Here is a 17,981-nt window from a genome sequence, read left to right on the forward strand (position 1 = left end):
ATATAAAAAATTTAGGAACTCCCACGTTTATCGTTAAACTTTCGTCATTTATTTTACATAAAGTTTTTAAAAACCTGAGCAACATATTATATAATCCATTTTAAAAAGTCCATATTTTTGCTTATTTTTGATTGCATGAATTTATATGATCTTTTTGTAAAGCCTTATGAAAGCTATGATTCTTTACAGATTACATTGGAAGCATCAGGTGCTATTTTCGGAATACTCAGCGTATTTTTTTCCATTAAGAAAAATATATGGGTATACCCTACCGGCATTATTTCAACTCTGATCTACGTATATCTTCTTTTCAATGCCGGGCTGTTAGGAGACTGCATAATCAATGTCTATTATTCTGTTATGAGTATTTATGGCTGGGTTCTATGGGCCAGAAATTCTGAAGATCATGTTCATGTAGAAGTTACCTGGGCCACCCGAAAAGAATGGACTCATGCTGCACTACTTTTCATACTGAGTCTGGCACTGGTTACTCTTATTTATTATTATAAGCCTTATATTGATAATCAGTTTTCTATGGAGGGAGCCAGTTTAGGATTGTATCACCTGGACTTGGCAAATTGGATGGATGTTTTCACCACTTCAATATTTTTAGTAGGAATGTGGTTGATGGCCAAACAGCGCATTGACAGCTGGATTTTCTGGATTATCGGAGATATTATCTGCATCCCTATGATGATTTTTAAGGGATTTGGAATCACTTCGGTTCAATATTTGGTATTTACTATAATGGCTATCTTAGGATACCTCAATTGGAAAAAAAGTTTTAAAGAAAAAAAAGTACAATAAAGTCATGAAAAATTTATTCAAAATAGCAGTCAGTATTTTTGCTATTACCAGCTTAACCTCTTGTTTAGCATATACCGACGGATACGGAAGCAATGGAAACTATGGATATGGAGATCCCTATTATAACAACGGATATTACTATGCGCCTTCCGGATATTACGGAAATGGAGGATATTATGGTAATGACGGCTATTATTACAGAAACAACGTTAATTACTACTATGATAATGGAATTCCTTATTACTATGACAATTATAATAACTCCAGAAGAAAAGTCTATGTAGAAAGAAGATCTTCTTCTTCATCGAGACCTCAAAACGGATTCCAGAATACCCGTACAACGAATAGTAACGGTTCGTACAATAATAACGGAGGATTCAATAATAATAGAAACTCCAATAGTAACAGTGGATTCAGAAACCAGAACAATGGTAATCAGAACAATCAGGGTAACCAAAACAACAGCGGATTCAGAAATTCCAACAGTAACAGCGGATTCAGAAACCAAAGCAGCGGTAACCAGAATAGTCAGAGTACCCAAAATAACAGTGGATTCAGAAACCAAAACAGCGGCAGCCAAAACAGCACCAGATCAGAATCTTCCGGCGGTGGATTCAGAAACAGTTCCAGCGGCCAAAGCAGTGGTTCAAACAGACAACAGAGCGGCGGAGGCGGCTTTAGATAAAACGATTATAAATAAGGAAACGAACAGTTAACACTGTTCGTTTTTCATTTTAAATATATTAATTTTGCTTCTTCATTTAGACAAAAAAATATGGAATTTTATAAATATCAGGGAACAGGAAATGATTTCGTAATGGTAGACAACCGTGATCTGCAGTTTACTAAAGATAAAAACAGTATTGAAAAATTATGTGACAGACGTTTTGGAATAGGTGCTGACGGCCTTATTCTATTGGAAAACGATCCGAACTATGATTTCAAAATGGTTTACTACAATTCTGACGGAGGAGAAAGTACCATGTGCGGAAACGGAGGAAGATGTCTTGTAGCTTTTGCTTTTTTCCTTGACATCTTTGAAGATAAATGCAAATTCATTGCAACAGACGGAGAGCATGAAGCTGAAATCCATAACGGGATCATTAAATTGAAAATGATTAATGTGAATACCATTTCACAAGACGGAAATGACTTTGTTCTGAATACAGGATCTCCACATTACGTAAAATATGTAGAAAATCTTCCCGATTACAACGTGTATACTGAAGGAAACGGGATCAGAAATTCAGAAAATTATAAAGAAAAAGGAATCAATGTAAACTTTGTAGAAAAAATTTCTGATGATGAAATTTTTGTAAGAACCTATGAACGAGGCGTTGAGGACGAAACTTACAGTTGCGGAACAGGGGTTACTGCTTCTGCTTTAACTTTTCTTCAAAAACACAATCTAACCTCTGTAAAAGTTAAAACTTTAGGCGGAAACCTTAAGGTATATGCTGAAAAAAGCGGAGATACATTCCAGAATATTTGGCTGGAAGGTCCTGCAAAGCAAGTTTTTAGAGGTAAAACAGATCTTCTTTAAAAACAAAAACTTTTAATCAACATTTAATAAGAATGAAAAAAGCTATTCTCATTATCATTCTGCTGGTTTTTGTAGCCGCAGGATTTTTTGGTTTGAGATTTTATAATAAATATTTAGGAAATAACGTAGAAAAAGACGGTTATGTTCTGATTCCTCATAGAGCAGGTTTTAAACAGATCCTCGATTCTATTGCTCCTTATATTAAAGACAGGGAATCTTTTGAAGCTGTGGCTAAAGAAAAAGGTCTTGATTCTAATTTTAAAGCGGGACGTTATCATATCCAGAGCGGAACAGGAAATAAGAACCTTGTCAATATGATCAAAGCAGGTAACCAAACGGCAAATTCTTACAGAATCGGGGATTTTGGAGATATGTATCAGATGATTGGTAAGGTGACCAAAAAAACGGAAATTGATTCGTTACATTTTATAAATGATCTGGATGCTGTGGCACAGGAGAAAGGCTATAAAAATGTTGAAGACTTAAAAAAATATTTCTTCATTGATACTTATAATTTCTTCTGGACTGTAAGCCCACGAGAATTTTTTGCAAAGTTTGAAAATCAGTACAATGATTTCTGGACGAGTGAAAGAAAAAACAAAGAACAGCAGTCTGGCCTTACAAGAGATCAGATCTATGCACTGGCTTCTATTGTTTATAAGGAATCAGGAGGAAAAAAGGATGAAATGAAAACCATTGCCGGATTGTATTTAAACCGTTACAGGAAAGGAATGAAACTTCAGTCTGACCCTACGGTGATCTACGCAATTAATAAGCAGACTAATTTTAAAGAATCTATTAAAAGAGTATTATATAAGCATTTGTCTACACCATCACCTTACAACACTTATGCAAACGCAGGTATTCCTCCGGGCCCCATCTGTGTAGTGGATAAAAATTCGATTGATGCTGTTTTAAATGCAGAAAACAACAATTATATATTTATGTGTGCTGATCCGGCAAGATTTGGATACCATAAGTTTACGGCAAGTGCTGAAGAACATGCTGTAAATGCAAAGGCTTACCAGGACTGGCTCAACTCAAAAAATATAAAATAAGTTTAGAAAAGCACCTAAAAATTTATACAGTTAGAAAAACAATAAACAATCATAATATTTTGAAAATCAAATTGATATAGATATTCGAAATATTATGGGTTATCCTTTTACGATTTTATACAAAAAAATAACCTATGAAGAATAAGACAGAAATTGTCAATATTTTCACCAGAAAAACTTTAGGACTTACGTTAGTACTTTCAGCCGCGGCGATGGCTTTTGCACAGGAGAAGGCTGGAGTTTCAGGAATCATTGTCAACAAAAAAAACCAACCGGTTCCCTATGCCTCTGTAACATTCAGCAATAAAGTAAACAAGGCATTAAGCGATGCTGTACTGACAGATGAAAAGGGGCAGTATAAACTTGAACTTATACCGGGAGATTATGATATCACCGTAGAAGCTATTGATTACAAAAAGAGTGTAGTCAGCAAAAATATTGCAATAGCGGGTAATATCGGGGCATTATCTATAGAGCCAGAAGCGGCTACAACCATTGATGGAAAAACAAAAGAAATCCAGGGTGTTGTAATCACCGCTTCAGCAGCTAAGCCTTATAAAGTAGAACTTGATAAGAAAACATATGATCCTTCACAGGATATCGTGAGTAAAGGAGGAAGTCTTCAGGATGTATTGACCAACGTTCCTTCAGTTTCTGTAGATACAGACGGAACGGTTTCTATGAGGGGAAGTACCAATGTAAAATTTCTGATCAACGGAAAACCTTCTGCTCTTCTGGGAATAGATGATGGTGCCAATGCCTTACAAAGTATCCCGGCTGATCAGATTGAAAGAATTGAAGTCATTACCAACCCTTCTTCTAAATTTGAAGCAAGCGGAACTTCCGGTATCCTTAATATCATCCTTAAAAAGAACAAAAAAATAGGATTTAACGGTAGTGTTGTAGGGTCATTAGGATATTTCCCAAGAACCTCGCTTAATACCAATCTGAGCTGGAGAAAAAATAACTGGACATGGTTTGTAAACGGCGGAGGAGGCTACACGGAAAACAAAACTAAAAATAATTCAGAAACGACTTATCACAATATTACTTTTCCTAAGATTTTTCCTAATACCCAGCCAAATGATGTTCTTGTACATCAGCTGCAAAATTCTACCAGTAAAACCTATAATAAAAATTATAATGTAAGCGCGGGTTTTGTGTATGATCTGTCTGACAAAACATCGATTAATGTAACAGGATTGGTCAGAACATTTGAAGGAGATGGCAATGAACTTTTGCAGACTTATGATAGTTTTCACAGATTTTTCAAAGACCCGTCAGATCCAAATGGAACTGCAGGAACATGGCAATTATTAAACCCTTACGGACAAAGAGATTCTAAAACGATATTTAATAATCTTGCCTTCCAGGGAGATGTAGGTTTAGACCACAAATTTGATGATAATGGTCAGAATTTATCCGTATCATTAAGTTTACAGAGAAACAGAAGTAATAATAATGCAAATATTCTTGAGACCAATGACCTGCTTCCTGATGTACAGGATATTACCAGAAGACATTCTGTAAGTAAAACGATTATTGGTAAAGCTGATTATGAATTACCAATAGGAGAAAAATCTAAACTTGAAGCAGGATACAGATTGGATGTGAATGATAATACTTATAATAATTTTGTAAGCAGTACTTCCAATAATCCTTATATCCCGAACTATAATAACGATACGGATTACAGAGAGATCTTCAATGCTTTCTATTTACAGTTTAAAAGTAAAATCGGAGAAAAATTTGCTTATCAGCTTGGTTTAAGAGATGAGCTTTCCAATGTAAAGATCAATTACATCAATCAAAATCCTAATGATCCACAATTAAATAAAACAAAGAACTACAACAATTTATTTCCGAGTATATTCTTAAGCTATGATGTATCTAAGAACAATCAGATTTTGGTTAATTATTCCCGTAGAATAGACAGGCCAAGATCTTTCTTCATGGTTCCTTTCCCGAATTACAGCAACAGTCAGAATATTTTTGAAGGAAACATAGATCTTAACCCATCATATGTAGATTCATTTGAAGTAGGGTATAATATTACAAGAAAAAAGTTTACTATTAATCCTACCCTATACTACAGACACGCCACTGATGATACTAAAATGTTAGTGTACAGACCTGATGAAAGTCTGGGAGTATTCTATACAAAACCTATCAACCTTGGAAATGATGAACGTTATGGTTTGGATCTTAACTTTACCTATGATCCTTTTGCGTGGCTAAAAATAATGGGTAGCTTAGACATGTTCGGCTATAAAACCACCGGAATTGCTTATTATGATGCTCTTGATAAAAATAAGTTGCAGCAAACCCGAAATATGGATTTTACAGGAAATGGTTTTTCTACCAGAGCACGTCTTAATACAACCTTTAAACTTGATAAAACATTAAGTGTACAGTTACAGGGATTCTATAGAGGAGCACAGAAATCTGCCAACCAGAATACTCAGGATATGTACGCGCTGAACCTTGGTGCTTCCAAAACGATCTGGAAAGGAGACGGAACCATTTCCTTCAATATTCAGGATATTTTCAATACGAGAAGCAGAGAAGTACTTAGTTTCAATGAGGATTACACAAGAAGAAACTATATGCAGTGGCAGCCAAGACAGTTTTCTATTTCTCTAACCTACAGATTTAAGCAGGGTGAAAAAGTAGATCAGCCTAAAAAGAAAAAGGATATCAATTCCAATGCAGCCGGAGACGACCAGCAAGGCGGTCCGATGTAATACAACAAAAATCCCGAAAATTACTTTTCGGGATTTTTTATTATTGTTATTTTACAGGTTCAGCTTTGGAATCTTTTTCTTTTTCAGCTTCATAGATCCTTCTTCTCAGATCACTGGTGGAAAACCTATGGTCTCTTTTGTTGTAAAAGATCTCAATTCCTTTTTCTTCACAGTATTTCTTACCTGTAAAGTCTCTGTCCATATAATCATCCCCGATGATTCTTACATCAATCACAAATGACTTTAAAATATCCAGCAGATCTTCTTCTGTATAATAAGGAATGATCTCATCCACAGCATTTACTGCTTTCAGCTGAATATACCTTTCAACGATAGTCTGGCTTGGCTTATTTTTGTTGGGGCGATCGTGGGAAGGGTCGATCTGAAGTCCAACGATTAAATAGTCACATACCGTTTTAGCTTCTTCAAGCATTTTGATATGCCCGGCATGTAATAAGTCAAATGAGGAAAATGTAATCCCTATTCTCTGTGTCTTCATATTAATTTTGAATTAAAACTTCACTGAAATAAATGTTCTTTTTAAAAAGATAAAACAAAAGATTCAGGGAAGACGTTTTGTAATTTGTTTATATAATTCGTTTTAAATTGTTCTTTTCTATAGTCAATAAATCTTCATAACCATAGAAATACTATACATTCCTTGTATTCAAATACTTCTGCCATTCCCAAACCGTTCTTAAAGCTTCTTCCAGAGAGGTTTCAGACTTCCAGTTGAGTTCTTTCTCAGCTTTTTCAGCATTGGCATACGCGATCGTAATATCTCCTTCTCTTCTGGCACAGATCTGATATGGCACTTCTACATTATTGGCCTTTTCAAATGCTTTCACCACTTCCAACACAGATGAACCTTTTCCTGTTCCCAGGTTGTAGGTATCAATCACAGCTTCAGATGAAGAGTCTTCCATCAGTTTTTTTAATGCTGCAACGTGTGCTTTCGCCAGGTCAACAACATAAATATAATCACGAACGGCTGTCCCGTCCTCTGTAGCATAATCATCTCCCCAAATACTCAGTTTCTCACGTACTCCTGAAGCCGTCTGCATCACATAAGGCACCAGGTTATTAGGAATTCCTATCGGCAGTTCTCCGAGTTTTGCAGAAGGATGGGCTCCGATCGGGTTAAAATATCTTAATAACGAAATTTTACGGTGATAGGCATTTGCAAAATCAATCAGGATCTGTTCTCCCATTTGTTTTGTTTTCCCATACACACTTTCAGGTACTTTTAAAGGGGTATTTTCATCAATCGGCATTACATCTGCCTGCCCGTATACTGTACAGGATGAACTGAAAATAAAGTTGGAGATTTCTCTTTCTTTAAATTCCTGAAGAATATTAATCAGTGAGAACAAATTATTCTCATAATAGTCCACAGGTTTTATCTGGCTCTCTCCTACTGCTTTAGAAGCTGCAAAGTTGATACAGCCATCAATCAGATAGGCATCAAAAACCTGAGTAAGAAGTTCTCTTCTTTTTAGATCAAAAGGATAAAAAGCCACCTTTTTACCTGTAATTTCTTCTATATTTTTTAAAATAAACCTTTCCGTATTGGATAAATCATCTACGATAACTACTTCAAAGCCGCTATTGATAAGTTCCACTACTGTGTGAGAACCAATATATCCAAGTCCTCCTGTAACAAGTATTGCCATTTTATTTTTTAATCTTCGTGTTTGCCTATATTTTCTATTTCGTTTTTCTTTACCTCTTTCTCTTTATCCATATTGTTCAGATAAAGAAGATAAAAAATAATAAAACCTATAACTATTGTATTAAAAGCAATTACAAAGTTGTAATATGAATTATTGGTATAAGTTTTAATGAGGGTATATTCTGCATAACAAACTAAAATAAAGATCATTACTGCAATAAAATTGAGAATAATCTTTGTATACTTCATTTTAAAATAAATAATCCCCCCTGAAATTAAATTTACAATAATGTAAAAAGAGTATTTCAAAATATTTTCAAAAATACTTTCTTTATAGTATTCTGAGTAAGATGAGGAATTATAGGAATTCAATGTATTTATTACATAGATTGAATATAATCCTACGATAAAAAGATGAAACCCTAAAAAGAATTTATATTTCCTTCCTTTTAAAAAAAATTCCGTCATAGTTATTTTTATCCCATAAACTCAAGAACAGCATCCGTAATATACTTCAGTTGTTCTTCGTCTAATTCTGTATGCATTGGTAAAGAAATTACCTGATCCAGCAGCTTATCTGTATTCACAAAGTCTGCATCATTGCTCTCCTGGAAGTACGCTTTCTGCTTTCTTAGGGCCACCGGATAATAGATCATTGCAGGGATTTCTTTTTCCGTTAAAAACTTCTGAAGTTCATTACGTTTTCCGTTCAGAATTCTTAAAGTATACTGGTGGAATACGTGAGTAGAGTTCTCAGCTCTTTTTGGAGTCAGAATATTTGGGTTTCCTTCAAATGCTTCATCATAAAAATCTGCTGCTCTTTTTCTTGCTTCATTGTAAGAATCAAGGTGAGGAAGTTTTTTTCTTAATACCGCAGCCTGAATGCTATCCAAACGGGAGTTTACTCCTACCTCATCATGATAATATCTTTCGTACATTCCGTGGTTTACAATTCCTCTCAAACGGTGTGCTAATTCATCGTTGTTGGTAAAAATAGCTCCGCCATCTCCGTAGCATCCTAGGTTTTTTGAAGGGAAGAAAGAAGTTGTCCCTACAGTAGACATTGTTCCTGCCTGCTTTACACTTCCGTCAGAGAATGTATATTCTGAACCGATTGCCTGAGCGTTGTCTTCAATAACATATAGGTTGTGCTCTTCAGCAATTTTCAAAATTTCTTCCATATTCGCACACTGTCCGAAAATGTGTACCGGAATGATCGCTTTTGTTCTTGGCGTAATCGCTTTTTTTATCTGCTCTGTAGAAATAGTGAATGTATCATAATCTACATCTACCAATACAGATTTTAGCTTAAGCAGGTGAATTACTTCTACCGTTGCAGCAAAAGTAAAATCAGCGGTGATGATCTCATCTCCTTCTTTCAGGTCCAGGGCCATTAAGGCAATCTGTAATGCATCTGTACCATTGGCACATGGAATCACATGTTTTACTTCTAAATAAGACTCCAATTCATTCTGGAAAGACTTTACTTCAGGTCCGTTAATAAACGCTGCAGAGTCCATTACATTCAAAACAGCATTGTCTACATCATTCTTTATTTTGTAATACTGACTTTGCAAGTCAACCATCTGAATTTTTTTCATATAATAAATATTTCTGTAAAAATAAGGAATTTAATATCCTATCAAAAATTTTATTGATTTTGTTTTTATCTTTATACAAAATAATCTTATGAAAAAACTTTTACTCTTTTGTTTCCTAACGGGTTATCTTAATGTATCTGCCCAAACAGAACTTGTGTTTGTTTTCTTTACTGATAAGCCCAACAAAGCTGCATTTTATGCAAATCCGCTTTCTGAACTCAGTCAGAAATCACTCAACAGGCGTACAACGCTGGGAATTCCTCTCAACGATCAGGATGCCCCCATTGAACAGTCTTATCTTCAGAATCTCCAAAATTTAGGATTTACCGTTACAGATTATTCAAAATGGCTCAACGGAGCGGCAGTGAATGCTACTCCTGCCCAAAAAACACTGCTGCAGGCTCAGTCTTTTGTCTTGTCTGTTGAAAGTTTTGCCAGAAACAGTTCAACTACCGTAAAAACAGCACCTGTAAAATGGCAAGATGATGCAAGTCTCAATAAAATACTTACCAACTTTAATTATGGTTCCGGTGCCGGCCAAATCGATCAGGTCAATATACGGCCACTTCACCTGGCAGGTTACACTGGAACAGGGATTTCTATAGCCGTCATTGATGCCGGATTTCCAACTGTGAATACAGGAACTGCTTTTTCAAGATTATGGAACGGTAATCATATAAAAGCGGCCTATGATTTTGTCACCAAAACCGGAAACATTTATAATACAACGCTCAGTCCTCATGGTTCTGTTGTTTTAGGAGCTATCGGCGGATATCTGGAAAACATATTTGTTGGCGCTGCTCCTGATGCTGATTTCTATCTCTACCGAAGTGAAAATGCCACTGTAGAAGTTCCTGAAGAAGAGCTATACTGGATTGAAGCAGCTGAGGAAGCAGACAGGAAAGGGGTAGAAATCATCACCTCATCACTGGGATACAATGTGTTTGATGAGAGCCGTTACAATTATACTTATGCCAATATGAACGGAAGTACTTCTTTCATTGCCCGGGGAGCAGGTATTGCTGCTGAAAAAGGAATTTTTGTTCTGGCTGCTGCCGGAAATTCCGGGCTGCAGCCATGGCATTATCTGATGACACCATCTGACAATGCTAAAGTATTCTCCATCGGTTCTGTAGATTCGGCAGGGAATGCATCCGGATTTTCTTCTTTTGGGCCGAACTCTCTTGGAGTGGTAAAACCTGACGGAAGTACTCAAGGAACTGCTACTACCACAGTGTATGATAATGCAACTACAGTTGTGAATGGAACATCCATTTCTACTCCTATTGCTGCAGGAGGTGTGGCATGTCTTATTCAGGCATTTCCAACGATGGACAGGGAGCAGATGAGAACAAAGCTAAGACAAACAGCTTCACTTTATCCTGCCCATTCAGATCAGACAGGATTTGGCATTCTCAACTTCGGAAGTCTGTACAATATCGTTCTGAATACTTCTGAAACGGTAAAAAAGGAAAAGTTTTCTATATTCCCGAATCCTGCTAAAAACATTCTGAACATAGCATCAGAGCAGGAAGTCCTGTCTTTGGAAATCTATGATAATCTGGGAAGGCTGATCAGAAAAAGCAGCCAGCAGAAATCTATAAAAGTGGAGGATTTTGCCAAAGGAACTTATTATCTGAAAATTCAGATGAAGGATAAGGTTTACTATGAGAAATTCTTAAAGGAATAATTTTTTTGTCTCTCGCGGATTAAACAGATTGAGCAGATTTTGATATGGTGTTTAATTTTGTTGAATGTGCGAGAGATATTCTTCTACAACAGCTATATTTCGGCTAAAGCGGATGGATTGATTAATAAAAAAAGAATGGGCTAAAGCCCATTCCTGTTGATATATTATTGTACACTATGTACAAAACGTTTGTTTAAAACAACTTAAGCAGAGTTTCTGCTCGCGTTAATATTTCCAAACAGTGATCTCGTCACCAATTTTTCATAGGCTTCTTTATTGCCCTCTCCTTTCTGTATTTTCATCAAGGCATATTGTTGAATGCTCAATAATGGAAGCACAATCTTTTCGCGGATCTTCACCGATTTTCTAGACAGTGGATCTTCTTCCTGAAGCATTTTGAAACCGGTCAGCTCCAGCATTATTTCTCTTGAAAGCTCATACTCATCAAAAAGAATATTCCAGAAGGCACCAAACTTCGGGTTGCTTTTAATATAATAAGTCAACGGGAAATAAGATTTGTTCATACTCATCATGGAGTTCAATACTAAAGTCTTAAAGAAATCTGAACCCTTATACAGTTCTCTTACTTCTTCAAACCTTCCCTGCTCTTTCATCTTTTGCATGGCATACCCAAAGCCAAAGAATCCGGGAACATTCTGCTTCAATTGGGACCATGAACCTACAAACGGAATAGCTCTCAGGTCTTCAAATTTAAGTTCGCTTCCGTTTCCTCTTTTTGAAGGACGGCTTCCGATATTTGTTTTTCCGTAATATTCAAGGGTGCTCATCTCCTGAAGGTAGGGAACAAACATAGGATGGGCCTTTAAATCTGAATATTTTCCATAGCTGATATCCGCCAATTCAATGATCAAGGCTCTTTCTTTTTCCGTAAGCTCTTTTTTTGCATTTTTAAATACATCGTTTTCCACACCGGCTGTCAGAAGCTGTTCAAAATTGTATTTTGCCTGTTCTTTATTTCCAAAAATACTGGTAATGGTCTGCCCCTGGATTGTAAGTTCAATTTTATTATTGGCAATAGTTTTTCCCTGAGAAGCATAGAAATCGTGGGTTTTTCCTCCTCCTCTGGCTGGCGGTCCTCCTCTGCCATCAAAGAATACAACTTTAATATTCTTCTGCTCAGAAAGTTTAGTCAATACTTCTTTTGTTTTATAAATTTCCCAGTTGGCTTTTAAATACCCGCCATCTTTGGTTCCGTCAGAAAATCCAAGCATAATGGTCTGCTGGTTTCCTCTTTTTTCCAGATGTTTTTTGTAGACAGGATTATGATACAGTTCATTCATCACATTTTCGGCGTTGGCAAGACCTTCCATCGTTTCAAAAAGTGGCACAATATCCATATTGATATCTTCATCTTTATATCCGCAAACTTTAAAGAATGCATAAACATTCATTACATCTTTCACCGCATCGGAATTGGAAATAATATAGCGGTTCATTCCCCTTAATCCATTCAGATTCTGAATGTCTGTAACCTGTGAAACTGTTAACAATGTATCTTTCACAATATCTTCAAAATCTTCAGCATTTACCGTTTCTGAAGCCTGAATCAGCGTATTGAATTTCCGTTCGTAATCAGCCTCTTCATTTCCAGATACTTTTGCAAAAACATCATCAATCACTTTCTGATGGATTCTGCTGTCCTGGCGGATATCCAACGTCGCAAAGTGAGTTCCGAAGATCATTACACGATCTCTGAAATTGGCCAGAAGATCTAAAAACAAAGAGTTGTGTTCATTAACTAATATTTTTTCCGCTTCTGCAGCTTTCTTTAAAATATCTTCAGCTGTAATACTTTTCCCATCAAAAATGGCAGCATACAGTTCTTCACTTAATTGGGCTAAAACTTCAGAAACGCCTCTGAAACTTAATCTTCTTCTGATATATTTCAAATGGCTGTAATAGGACTTCAGAATTGCCGAACGAAGTTCTTCTGCTACCCTTTTTGTTACATCTGCTGTTACAAACGGATTTCCATCCCTGTCTCCTCCAGGCCAGAATCCAAGCTGGATAATATCTTCATGAAGATGAAAATGCCCGTTTCCGAAAGTCTTTTTGATCTTCGTAAACAATTCGCCAATGGTATCGTAATATACGTATCTCAGGTATGAAATGATACTCAAAGCTTCATCTATAGGAGTAGGTTTTTCTTTGTTGACAAAAGGGGTCTTCCCCAGCTGCTGCAGAAGCGTATCAATCTGAGTAACGGAATCACTGGTAATAGCTCCTCTTAAGTCCTGAATGATCCTTTGTACTGAACTTGGATAAAACTGTGTAGGGTGCGCTGTAAACACGACCTTTACACTAAAATCTTTTAATTTTTCACGTACTTTTTCAATTTTATGATCCTGAAAAGAGCGTTCAAAAAGATTGGTTACGGTACCACTGTCACTTTCGGAGTGAAGATTAGGAAAAGCAGCATCTTCAATACTGTCAAACAAAACTACCTGTCTTTCTATATACTGAATGATCTTGAAAAGCAGTTCGAGTTTCTGTTCCTCAGTCTGAAGATCGGTATGGTTTTTAAAAAATTCTTCGACGATGTTCTCGGGGGTTTTTCCTGCTTCATAGCCGGTTCTGCTTTCCTCATAAAGAAACGGAAGCAGCATTCCGATATTCGTCATTTTATCATAAGGCAGGCTCATAAATAATGAATTGTAGATCTGGAACTTATTTTCCACGATCTGCCTGAATTTTTCTGCGCGTTGGTCGTGTATCATAATAACAAATGTAAGTGATTTTGGAATGAGTTGGGTTGACAAATGACAAAAAAGTAAAGGATTAAAAGCAAAAAAACATATTAATTTTTATTCAAGAATTCCTTAGTTTTGAAAGCTATTTAAATGAACCATGATTAAATTCAATTTTAACGCCAATGTGAATATTAAAAACAATGGAACCCAGCTTGACAAAAAGGGACTGAAAACTATTTTAATCATATTTGGAGTGTTTATGCTGGTCTTTGCTTTTTCAGCAATAGCTTTTAGCTCTTTTGCTTTTGGCAGTATGGAATCAATGCAGGAAAGAGTTGATGAGTACAATAAGCAGGTAGATGTCGTCCACTCATTACCCGTTCTTAAATGCACCGTTTATACAGACCAAACGATCTCAACTCCTCTATCAGGAAAAGATGCGGCATTCTATCTGCTGCGTGTGGGTACCGTCAAACGAAACAAACGATATAAAGAAATTTACGAAAAATTCGATTACGCCATGGCAGCAGGCTATCCCAAAGGAGCTCAACTTTTAATCAATGGGCAATTATATCCTATTGATTTTAATATGTGTATCATAAAAAATTCAGATCAAAGAAATATGCCTTTTGTCTACGAAACTTATACTACCAGCGATAGAACACCCTACTATCTGCAAGATTATAAACCCAGAGGAACTCAAAAAATTTCCTTATTAAAAAATCTGCATCCCTGGATTCAGTCTTTTTTTGAACCTAGCGGGTTAAACAACCTTCTTGTCAATGAATACATTTTCAAGAATGGCGATTCTGTTTATATCAAAGGAAAAATTGAGAATAACAGGATTGTTCCTTTTGTAGAGCATATGGTCAACTAATTCTTTGAGATATATGTAAGAGTCCGTTTAATATAATTTTCATTAATTTTACTCTTACAACATCCATAATCCATGAAAAAAATATTTACTTTTCTACTCATAACAATTCTGTTTATCTCTTGTGAAAAAGATTGTTACAATGCACCTCTACCCATCATTTTTGAGTTCGTAAACTCCAACAATGAGAATCTTATTGCCAATGGAACATTGACCACGTATTCAGTTCAGGATGAAAACAATGTTAATATACAATTAACCAAAACCTCCGACAACAAGGTTATTGTAGAAAATGTAGGCGCCTATAACGGAACAAAAAATTATAAATTTTATTCTAATATTAAAAACCTTGATTTTGCAATACAGTCATCAGAATTTAAAGGAGCTTGTGATGGTTATCAAATCAATAAACTGACTTTTACAGGAATAGATATTGATGTAACTGATGAAAAAGGATATTATAAAATTGTATTGGAATAATTCTCTTTAAATTTGCACTGAAAACACTTTCTCTATGAAACTCATCATCGCTTTTTTCCTGATCCTTTCCAATCTGTTTTTTGGCCAGATCAAGGTTTCCGATGATTACAAGAAAATTCCTGATATCCTTGATACGGTAGATTATCTCTATCCTTTCATTGTTCCTGATAAAGACTATGCCTACTGGCGGGTGCTCAGCAATGATACTGATTATGAAAAAGCAGTGGTCTATGAAAGCCAGGCTCCCGATTTTATGACCATCAATGAGCCTGTTCCGGAAAGAGGTTTTTTCCAGAAATGTATAGGCAACAACTGCTTTTCATACATTCTTGCATGCAAAAATGAAAGATCAGTTTATTTTTCCAATGAACAGCAGTTAAGAGACTTTATCGGAACTGTAGACAACCTTCCTGAAGCTATTTTGCTCGCAAAAACGTATGGTTATTCGGTAGATACAAGCAACCGTTTTACCGGAGCTTATAAAATTGAGGACCGTCATATCTCTATGTATCTTATGCAGTCTAAGGGCTGTCCGGCTGTAAAAGAGTCTTTTTTGGTGAAGATCAACAGAAAAACCGGAAAGTTGGAAGCGAAAAGCAATGGAATCTATGCAAAGGATGAAAACTGCAGTCCATTATAACTTAGTTGGAAAACGCTAAGCCACAAGGATTCTTTATCCTTAATCTGGAAAAACGACTGAATGATATAAAAAGGAATAATATCAATAGTTCAAAAACCATTAACTGCAATAGCTTTCATAAAATATAATAATAGCAATTTTAAAATTTCGTTAACTCAATTTTCCTTTTCCATTCCGTAAATTTGGGTTAAAATAAATTTAGAACAATGCTTAATTTCGAGTTTAAAAATCCAACAAAAATACTTTTCGGGAAAGGTGAAATTGCTAAAATTTCAAAAGAAATCCCTAAAGATGCAAGAATATTAATGATTTACGGAGGTGGAAGCATCAAAAACAATGGTGTTTACGACCAGGTAAAAGAGGCCTTGAAGGATCATAAAGTATATGAATTTGGTGGGGTTCCTGCCAATCCTGAATATGAAGTCTTACTCAATGCCTTAAGCTTTATTAAAGAAAAAAATATCACTTATCTCCTTGCTGTTGGTGGCGGATCTGTGATTGACGGAACGAAATTTATCTCCGCAGCAGCTAATTATGCTGGCGAACCGTGGGACATTCTGAGAAATTCAGTAAGAACTTTTGAAGGAGAAGGAATGCCGTTCGGAAGTATTTTAACGCTGCCTGCAACCGGTTCAGAAATGAATTCAGGGTATGTAATCTCAAGAAGAGAAACTAATGAAAAATTGTCTTCCGGAGGACCGGGACTTTTCCCACAGTTTTCTGTATTGGATCCGGAGGTGATCAGATCTATTCCAAAAAACCAAATTGTGAATGGAATTACAGATGCCTACACCCACGTTTTGGAACAATACATGACTGCGCCTTCTTCTGCTGATCTTCAGGAAAGAATTGCAGAAAGCATTCTGATCAGTCTTCAGGAAACGGCTCCAAAAGTATTGGCTGATGATTTCAACTATGATGCTGCCGGAAACTTTATGTGGTGCTGTACAATGGCGCTGAACGGACTGATCCAGAAAGGAGTCATTACAGACTGGGCAGTACACGCAATGGGACACGAGCTGACTGCTTATTTCGGTATTGATCATGCAAGAACGCTGGCAATTATCGCTCCATCCCACTATCGTTACAATTTTGATGATAAAAAAGGAAAGCTGGCACAATATGCCGAGAGAGTCTGGGGAATCAAAGACGGAAGTGTAGAAGAAAAAGCAGAACAGGGAATCAAAAAAATGGAAGAATTCTTCCACAGCCTTCATATCAAAACCAAACTTTCTGAGTATACAGAAGACTTTAAAGGAACAGCTGAAAAGGTTGAAAAAGCCTTTACAGACAGAAAATGGTTAGGCCTTGGAGAGTATAAAAAACTAACTCCGCAGGATGCTTATAAGATTGTAGAGATGAGCTACTAGAAATTCAAAATTTAAAGTTTAAGGTTTAAGATTATACTGAGCCTTTAATTTTTGACTGGAAGAGTGGCAATTAATTCATATTGAAGCGGGATTTAGCCCGCTTCTTTTGATTTTATATGATCTTGACTAATTAGTTGTATATTCTTTAAATCAATTTCTTATGTTTTAGCGGCTTTTAGACGCCTGAAAATACTGATTACCCTCTCAAAATTATTCAATTTACAAACATTCGTTTAAAAAATCATTATTTCATTATAGATATTTCAAATTTATTTATATTTTAGCATATTCTTAAATTTGTGAAAATGAAAAAACAGCTACTTTTATTTGCCTTTTCTGCCCTGGCACTTACTTCTTGTAAAGATGACAATCTTGAAGCTTACGATATGGATATCATGAAGGGAGATTGGAAGGAAGTTAAAAGGGAAGTAATTTCCGGAAAAGATAATAAAACAGTGCTTTATACTGAGACATTAACTGGATGTGCAGCCAAAAACACTCTTTTCTTAAGAACAGACTATTATGTGAGCTATACAGCCTATACAGGAGAAGGTGCTGACTGTACTCCATCTCCAAAAACTGAAGGAAGATATACTTATGATGCAGATTCAAAAGTTATAGGAATTAAGTTTGGTGAGGAAGAATCACCTATCACCTACAGAGTTGATGTTTTGACGGGTAAAGATTTTAAACTTGCTCAGCAATCCGGAATTTTTGATATGGATGGAGATAAAATTCCTGATATCCCCTATGTTACTTACAAAAGATAAATTATAAAACTCCCGCTAATC

The 17,981-nt window shown here is 35.9% G+C and carries 16 protein-coding genes; 11 read left to right on the forward strand and 5 right to left on the reverse strand.

Annotated elements, in window-relative coordinates; genetic code table 11:
* Positions 1-135 precede the first annotated feature (135 nt).
* From pnuC to ACPF63_RS13230, 5 genes are all read left to right on the forward strand, one after another.
* Positions 136-807 (forward strand): nicotinamide riboside transporter PnuC, encoded by a 672-nt coding sequence (gene pnuC / locus ACPF63_RS13210; protein ID WP_180565558.1) that lies wholly within the window; start codon positions 136-138, stop codon positions 805-807.
* Positions 808-811: 4 nt separating this feature from the next.
* Positions 812-1,492 carry a hypothetical protein gene (locus ACPF63_RS13215; protein WP_047383550.1) on the forward strand — a complete coding sequence of 227 codons (681 nt, stop codon included), beginning with the start codon at positions 812-814 and terminating at the stop codon, positions 1,490-1,492.
* 90 nt (positions 1,493-1,582) lie between these two features.
* Complete coding sequence (gene dapF, locus ACPF63_RS13220) at positions 1,583-2,350, forward strand: diaminopimelate epimerase (protein WP_077414942.1); 768 nt, start codon at positions 1,583-1,585, stop codon at positions 2,348-2,350.
* A 32-nt stretch (positions 2,351-2,382) separates the two neighbouring features.
* Positions 2,383-3,408, forward strand: coding sequence for an endolytic transglycosylase MltG (gene mltG, locus ACPF63_RS13225; protein WP_077414944.1), 1,026 nt, complete (start codon positions 2,383-2,385; stop codon positions 3,406-3,408).
* Positions 3,409-3,542: 134 nt separating this feature from the next.
* The gene (locus tag ACPF63_RS13230) at positions 3,543-6,152 is read left to right on the forward strand and encodes a TonB-dependent receptor domain-containing protein (RefSeq protein WP_077414946.1); all 2,610 of its coding nucleotides are present in this window, start codon (positions 3,543-3,545) and stop codon (positions 6,150-6,152) included.
* Positions 6,153-6,198: 46 nt separating this feature from the next.
* On the opposite strand, the gene ACPF63_RS13235 is transcribed toward ACPF63_RS13230, so the two are convergent.
* The 4 genes from ACPF63_RS13235 to ACPF63_RS13250 form a co-directional block, all read right to left on the reverse strand.
* The gene (locus tag ACPF63_RS13235; RefSeq protein ID WP_077414948.1) at positions 6,199-6,651 is read right to left on the reverse strand and encodes an adenylyltransferase/cytidyltransferase family protein; all 453 of its coding nucleotides are present in this window, start codon (positions 6,649-6,651) and stop codon (positions 6,199-6,201) included.
* 151 nt (positions 6,652-6,802) lie between these two features.
* Positions 6,803-7,825 (reverse strand): UDP-glucose 4-epimerase GalE, encoded by a 1,023-nt coding sequence (gene galE, locus ACPF63_RS13240; RefSeq protein ID WP_426480232.1) that lies wholly within the window; start codon positions 7,823-7,825, stop codon positions 6,803-6,805.
* 8 nt (positions 7,826-7,833) lie between these two features.
* A complete protein-coding gene (locus tag ACPF63_RS13245) occupies positions 7,834-8,292 on the reverse strand; it encodes a hypothetical protein (protein ID WP_426480233.1) in 459 nt (152 codons plus the stop codon).
* Between the two features lie 8 nt (positions 8,293-8,300).
* On the reverse strand, positions 8,301-9,425 hold the full coding sequence (locus ACPF63_RS13250; RefSeq protein ID WP_077414954.1) for a DegT/DnrJ/EryC1/StrS family aminotransferase: 1,125 nt from the start codon (positions 9,423-9,425) through the stop codon (positions 8,301-8,303).
* An 88-nt stretch (positions 9,426-9,513) separates the two neighbouring features.
* Between ACPF63_RS13250 and ACPF63_RS13255 the strand changes: the two genes are divergently transcribed.
* Entirely contained in the window at positions 9,514-11,115 is a 1,602-nt protein-coding gene (locus ACPF63_RS13255) for a S8/S53 family peptidase (RefSeq protein ID WP_426480234.1), read from the forward strand.
* Between the two features lie 203 nt (positions 11,116-11,318).
* Here the strand turns inward: ACPF63_RS13255 and ACPF63_RS13260 are convergent, their stop codons facing one another.
* Complete coding sequence (locus tag ACPF63_RS13260) at positions 11,319-13,853, reverse strand: phosphoenolpyruvate carboxylase (RefSeq protein WP_426480235.1); 2,535 nt, start codon at positions 13,851-13,853, stop codon at positions 11,319-11,321.
* A 130-nt stretch (positions 13,854-13,983) separates the two neighbouring features.
* On the opposite strand from ACPF63_RS13260, the gene ACPF63_RS13265 reads away from it, so the two are divergent.
* The 5 genes from ACPF63_RS13265 (at position 13,984) to ACPF63_RS13285 (ending at position 17,960) form a co-directional block, all read left to right on the forward strand.
* Entirely contained in the window at positions 13,984-14,703 is a 720-nt protein-coding gene (locus tag ACPF63_RS13265) for a hypothetical protein (protein WP_426480236.1), read from the forward strand.
* Positions 14,704-14,775: 72 nt separating this feature from the next.
* Positions 14,776-15,180 carry a hypothetical protein gene (locus tag ACPF63_RS13270; RefSeq protein WP_077414962.1) on the forward strand — a complete coding sequence of 135 codons (405 nt, stop codon included), beginning with the start codon at positions 14,776-14,778 and terminating at the stop codon, positions 15,178-15,180.
* 34 nt (positions 15,181-15,214) lie between these two features.
* Positions 15,215-15,820, forward strand: coding sequence for a hypothetical protein (locus ACPF63_RS13275; RefSeq protein WP_077414964.1), 606 nt, complete (start codon positions 15,215-15,217; stop codon positions 15,818-15,820).
* Between the two features lie 206 nt (positions 15,821-16,026).
* On the forward strand, positions 16,027-17,190 hold the full coding sequence (locus ACPF63_RS13280; protein WP_426480237.1) for an iron-containing alcohol dehydrogenase: 1,164 nt from the start codon (positions 16,027-16,029) through the stop codon (positions 17,188-17,190).
* 305 nt (positions 17,191-17,495) lie between these two features.
* Complete coding sequence (locus ACPF63_RS13285) at positions 17,496-17,960, forward strand: lipocalin family protein (protein WP_047383521.1); 465 nt, start codon at positions 17,496-17,498, stop codon at positions 17,958-17,960.
* Positions 17,961-17,981 lie beyond the last annotated feature (21 nt).

This window comes from Chryseobacterium sp. R2ACT005 (assembly GCF_049949215.1).
Taxonomy (GTDB): Bacteria; Bacteroidota; Bacteroidia; order Flavobacteriales; family Weeksellaceae; genus Chryseobacterium.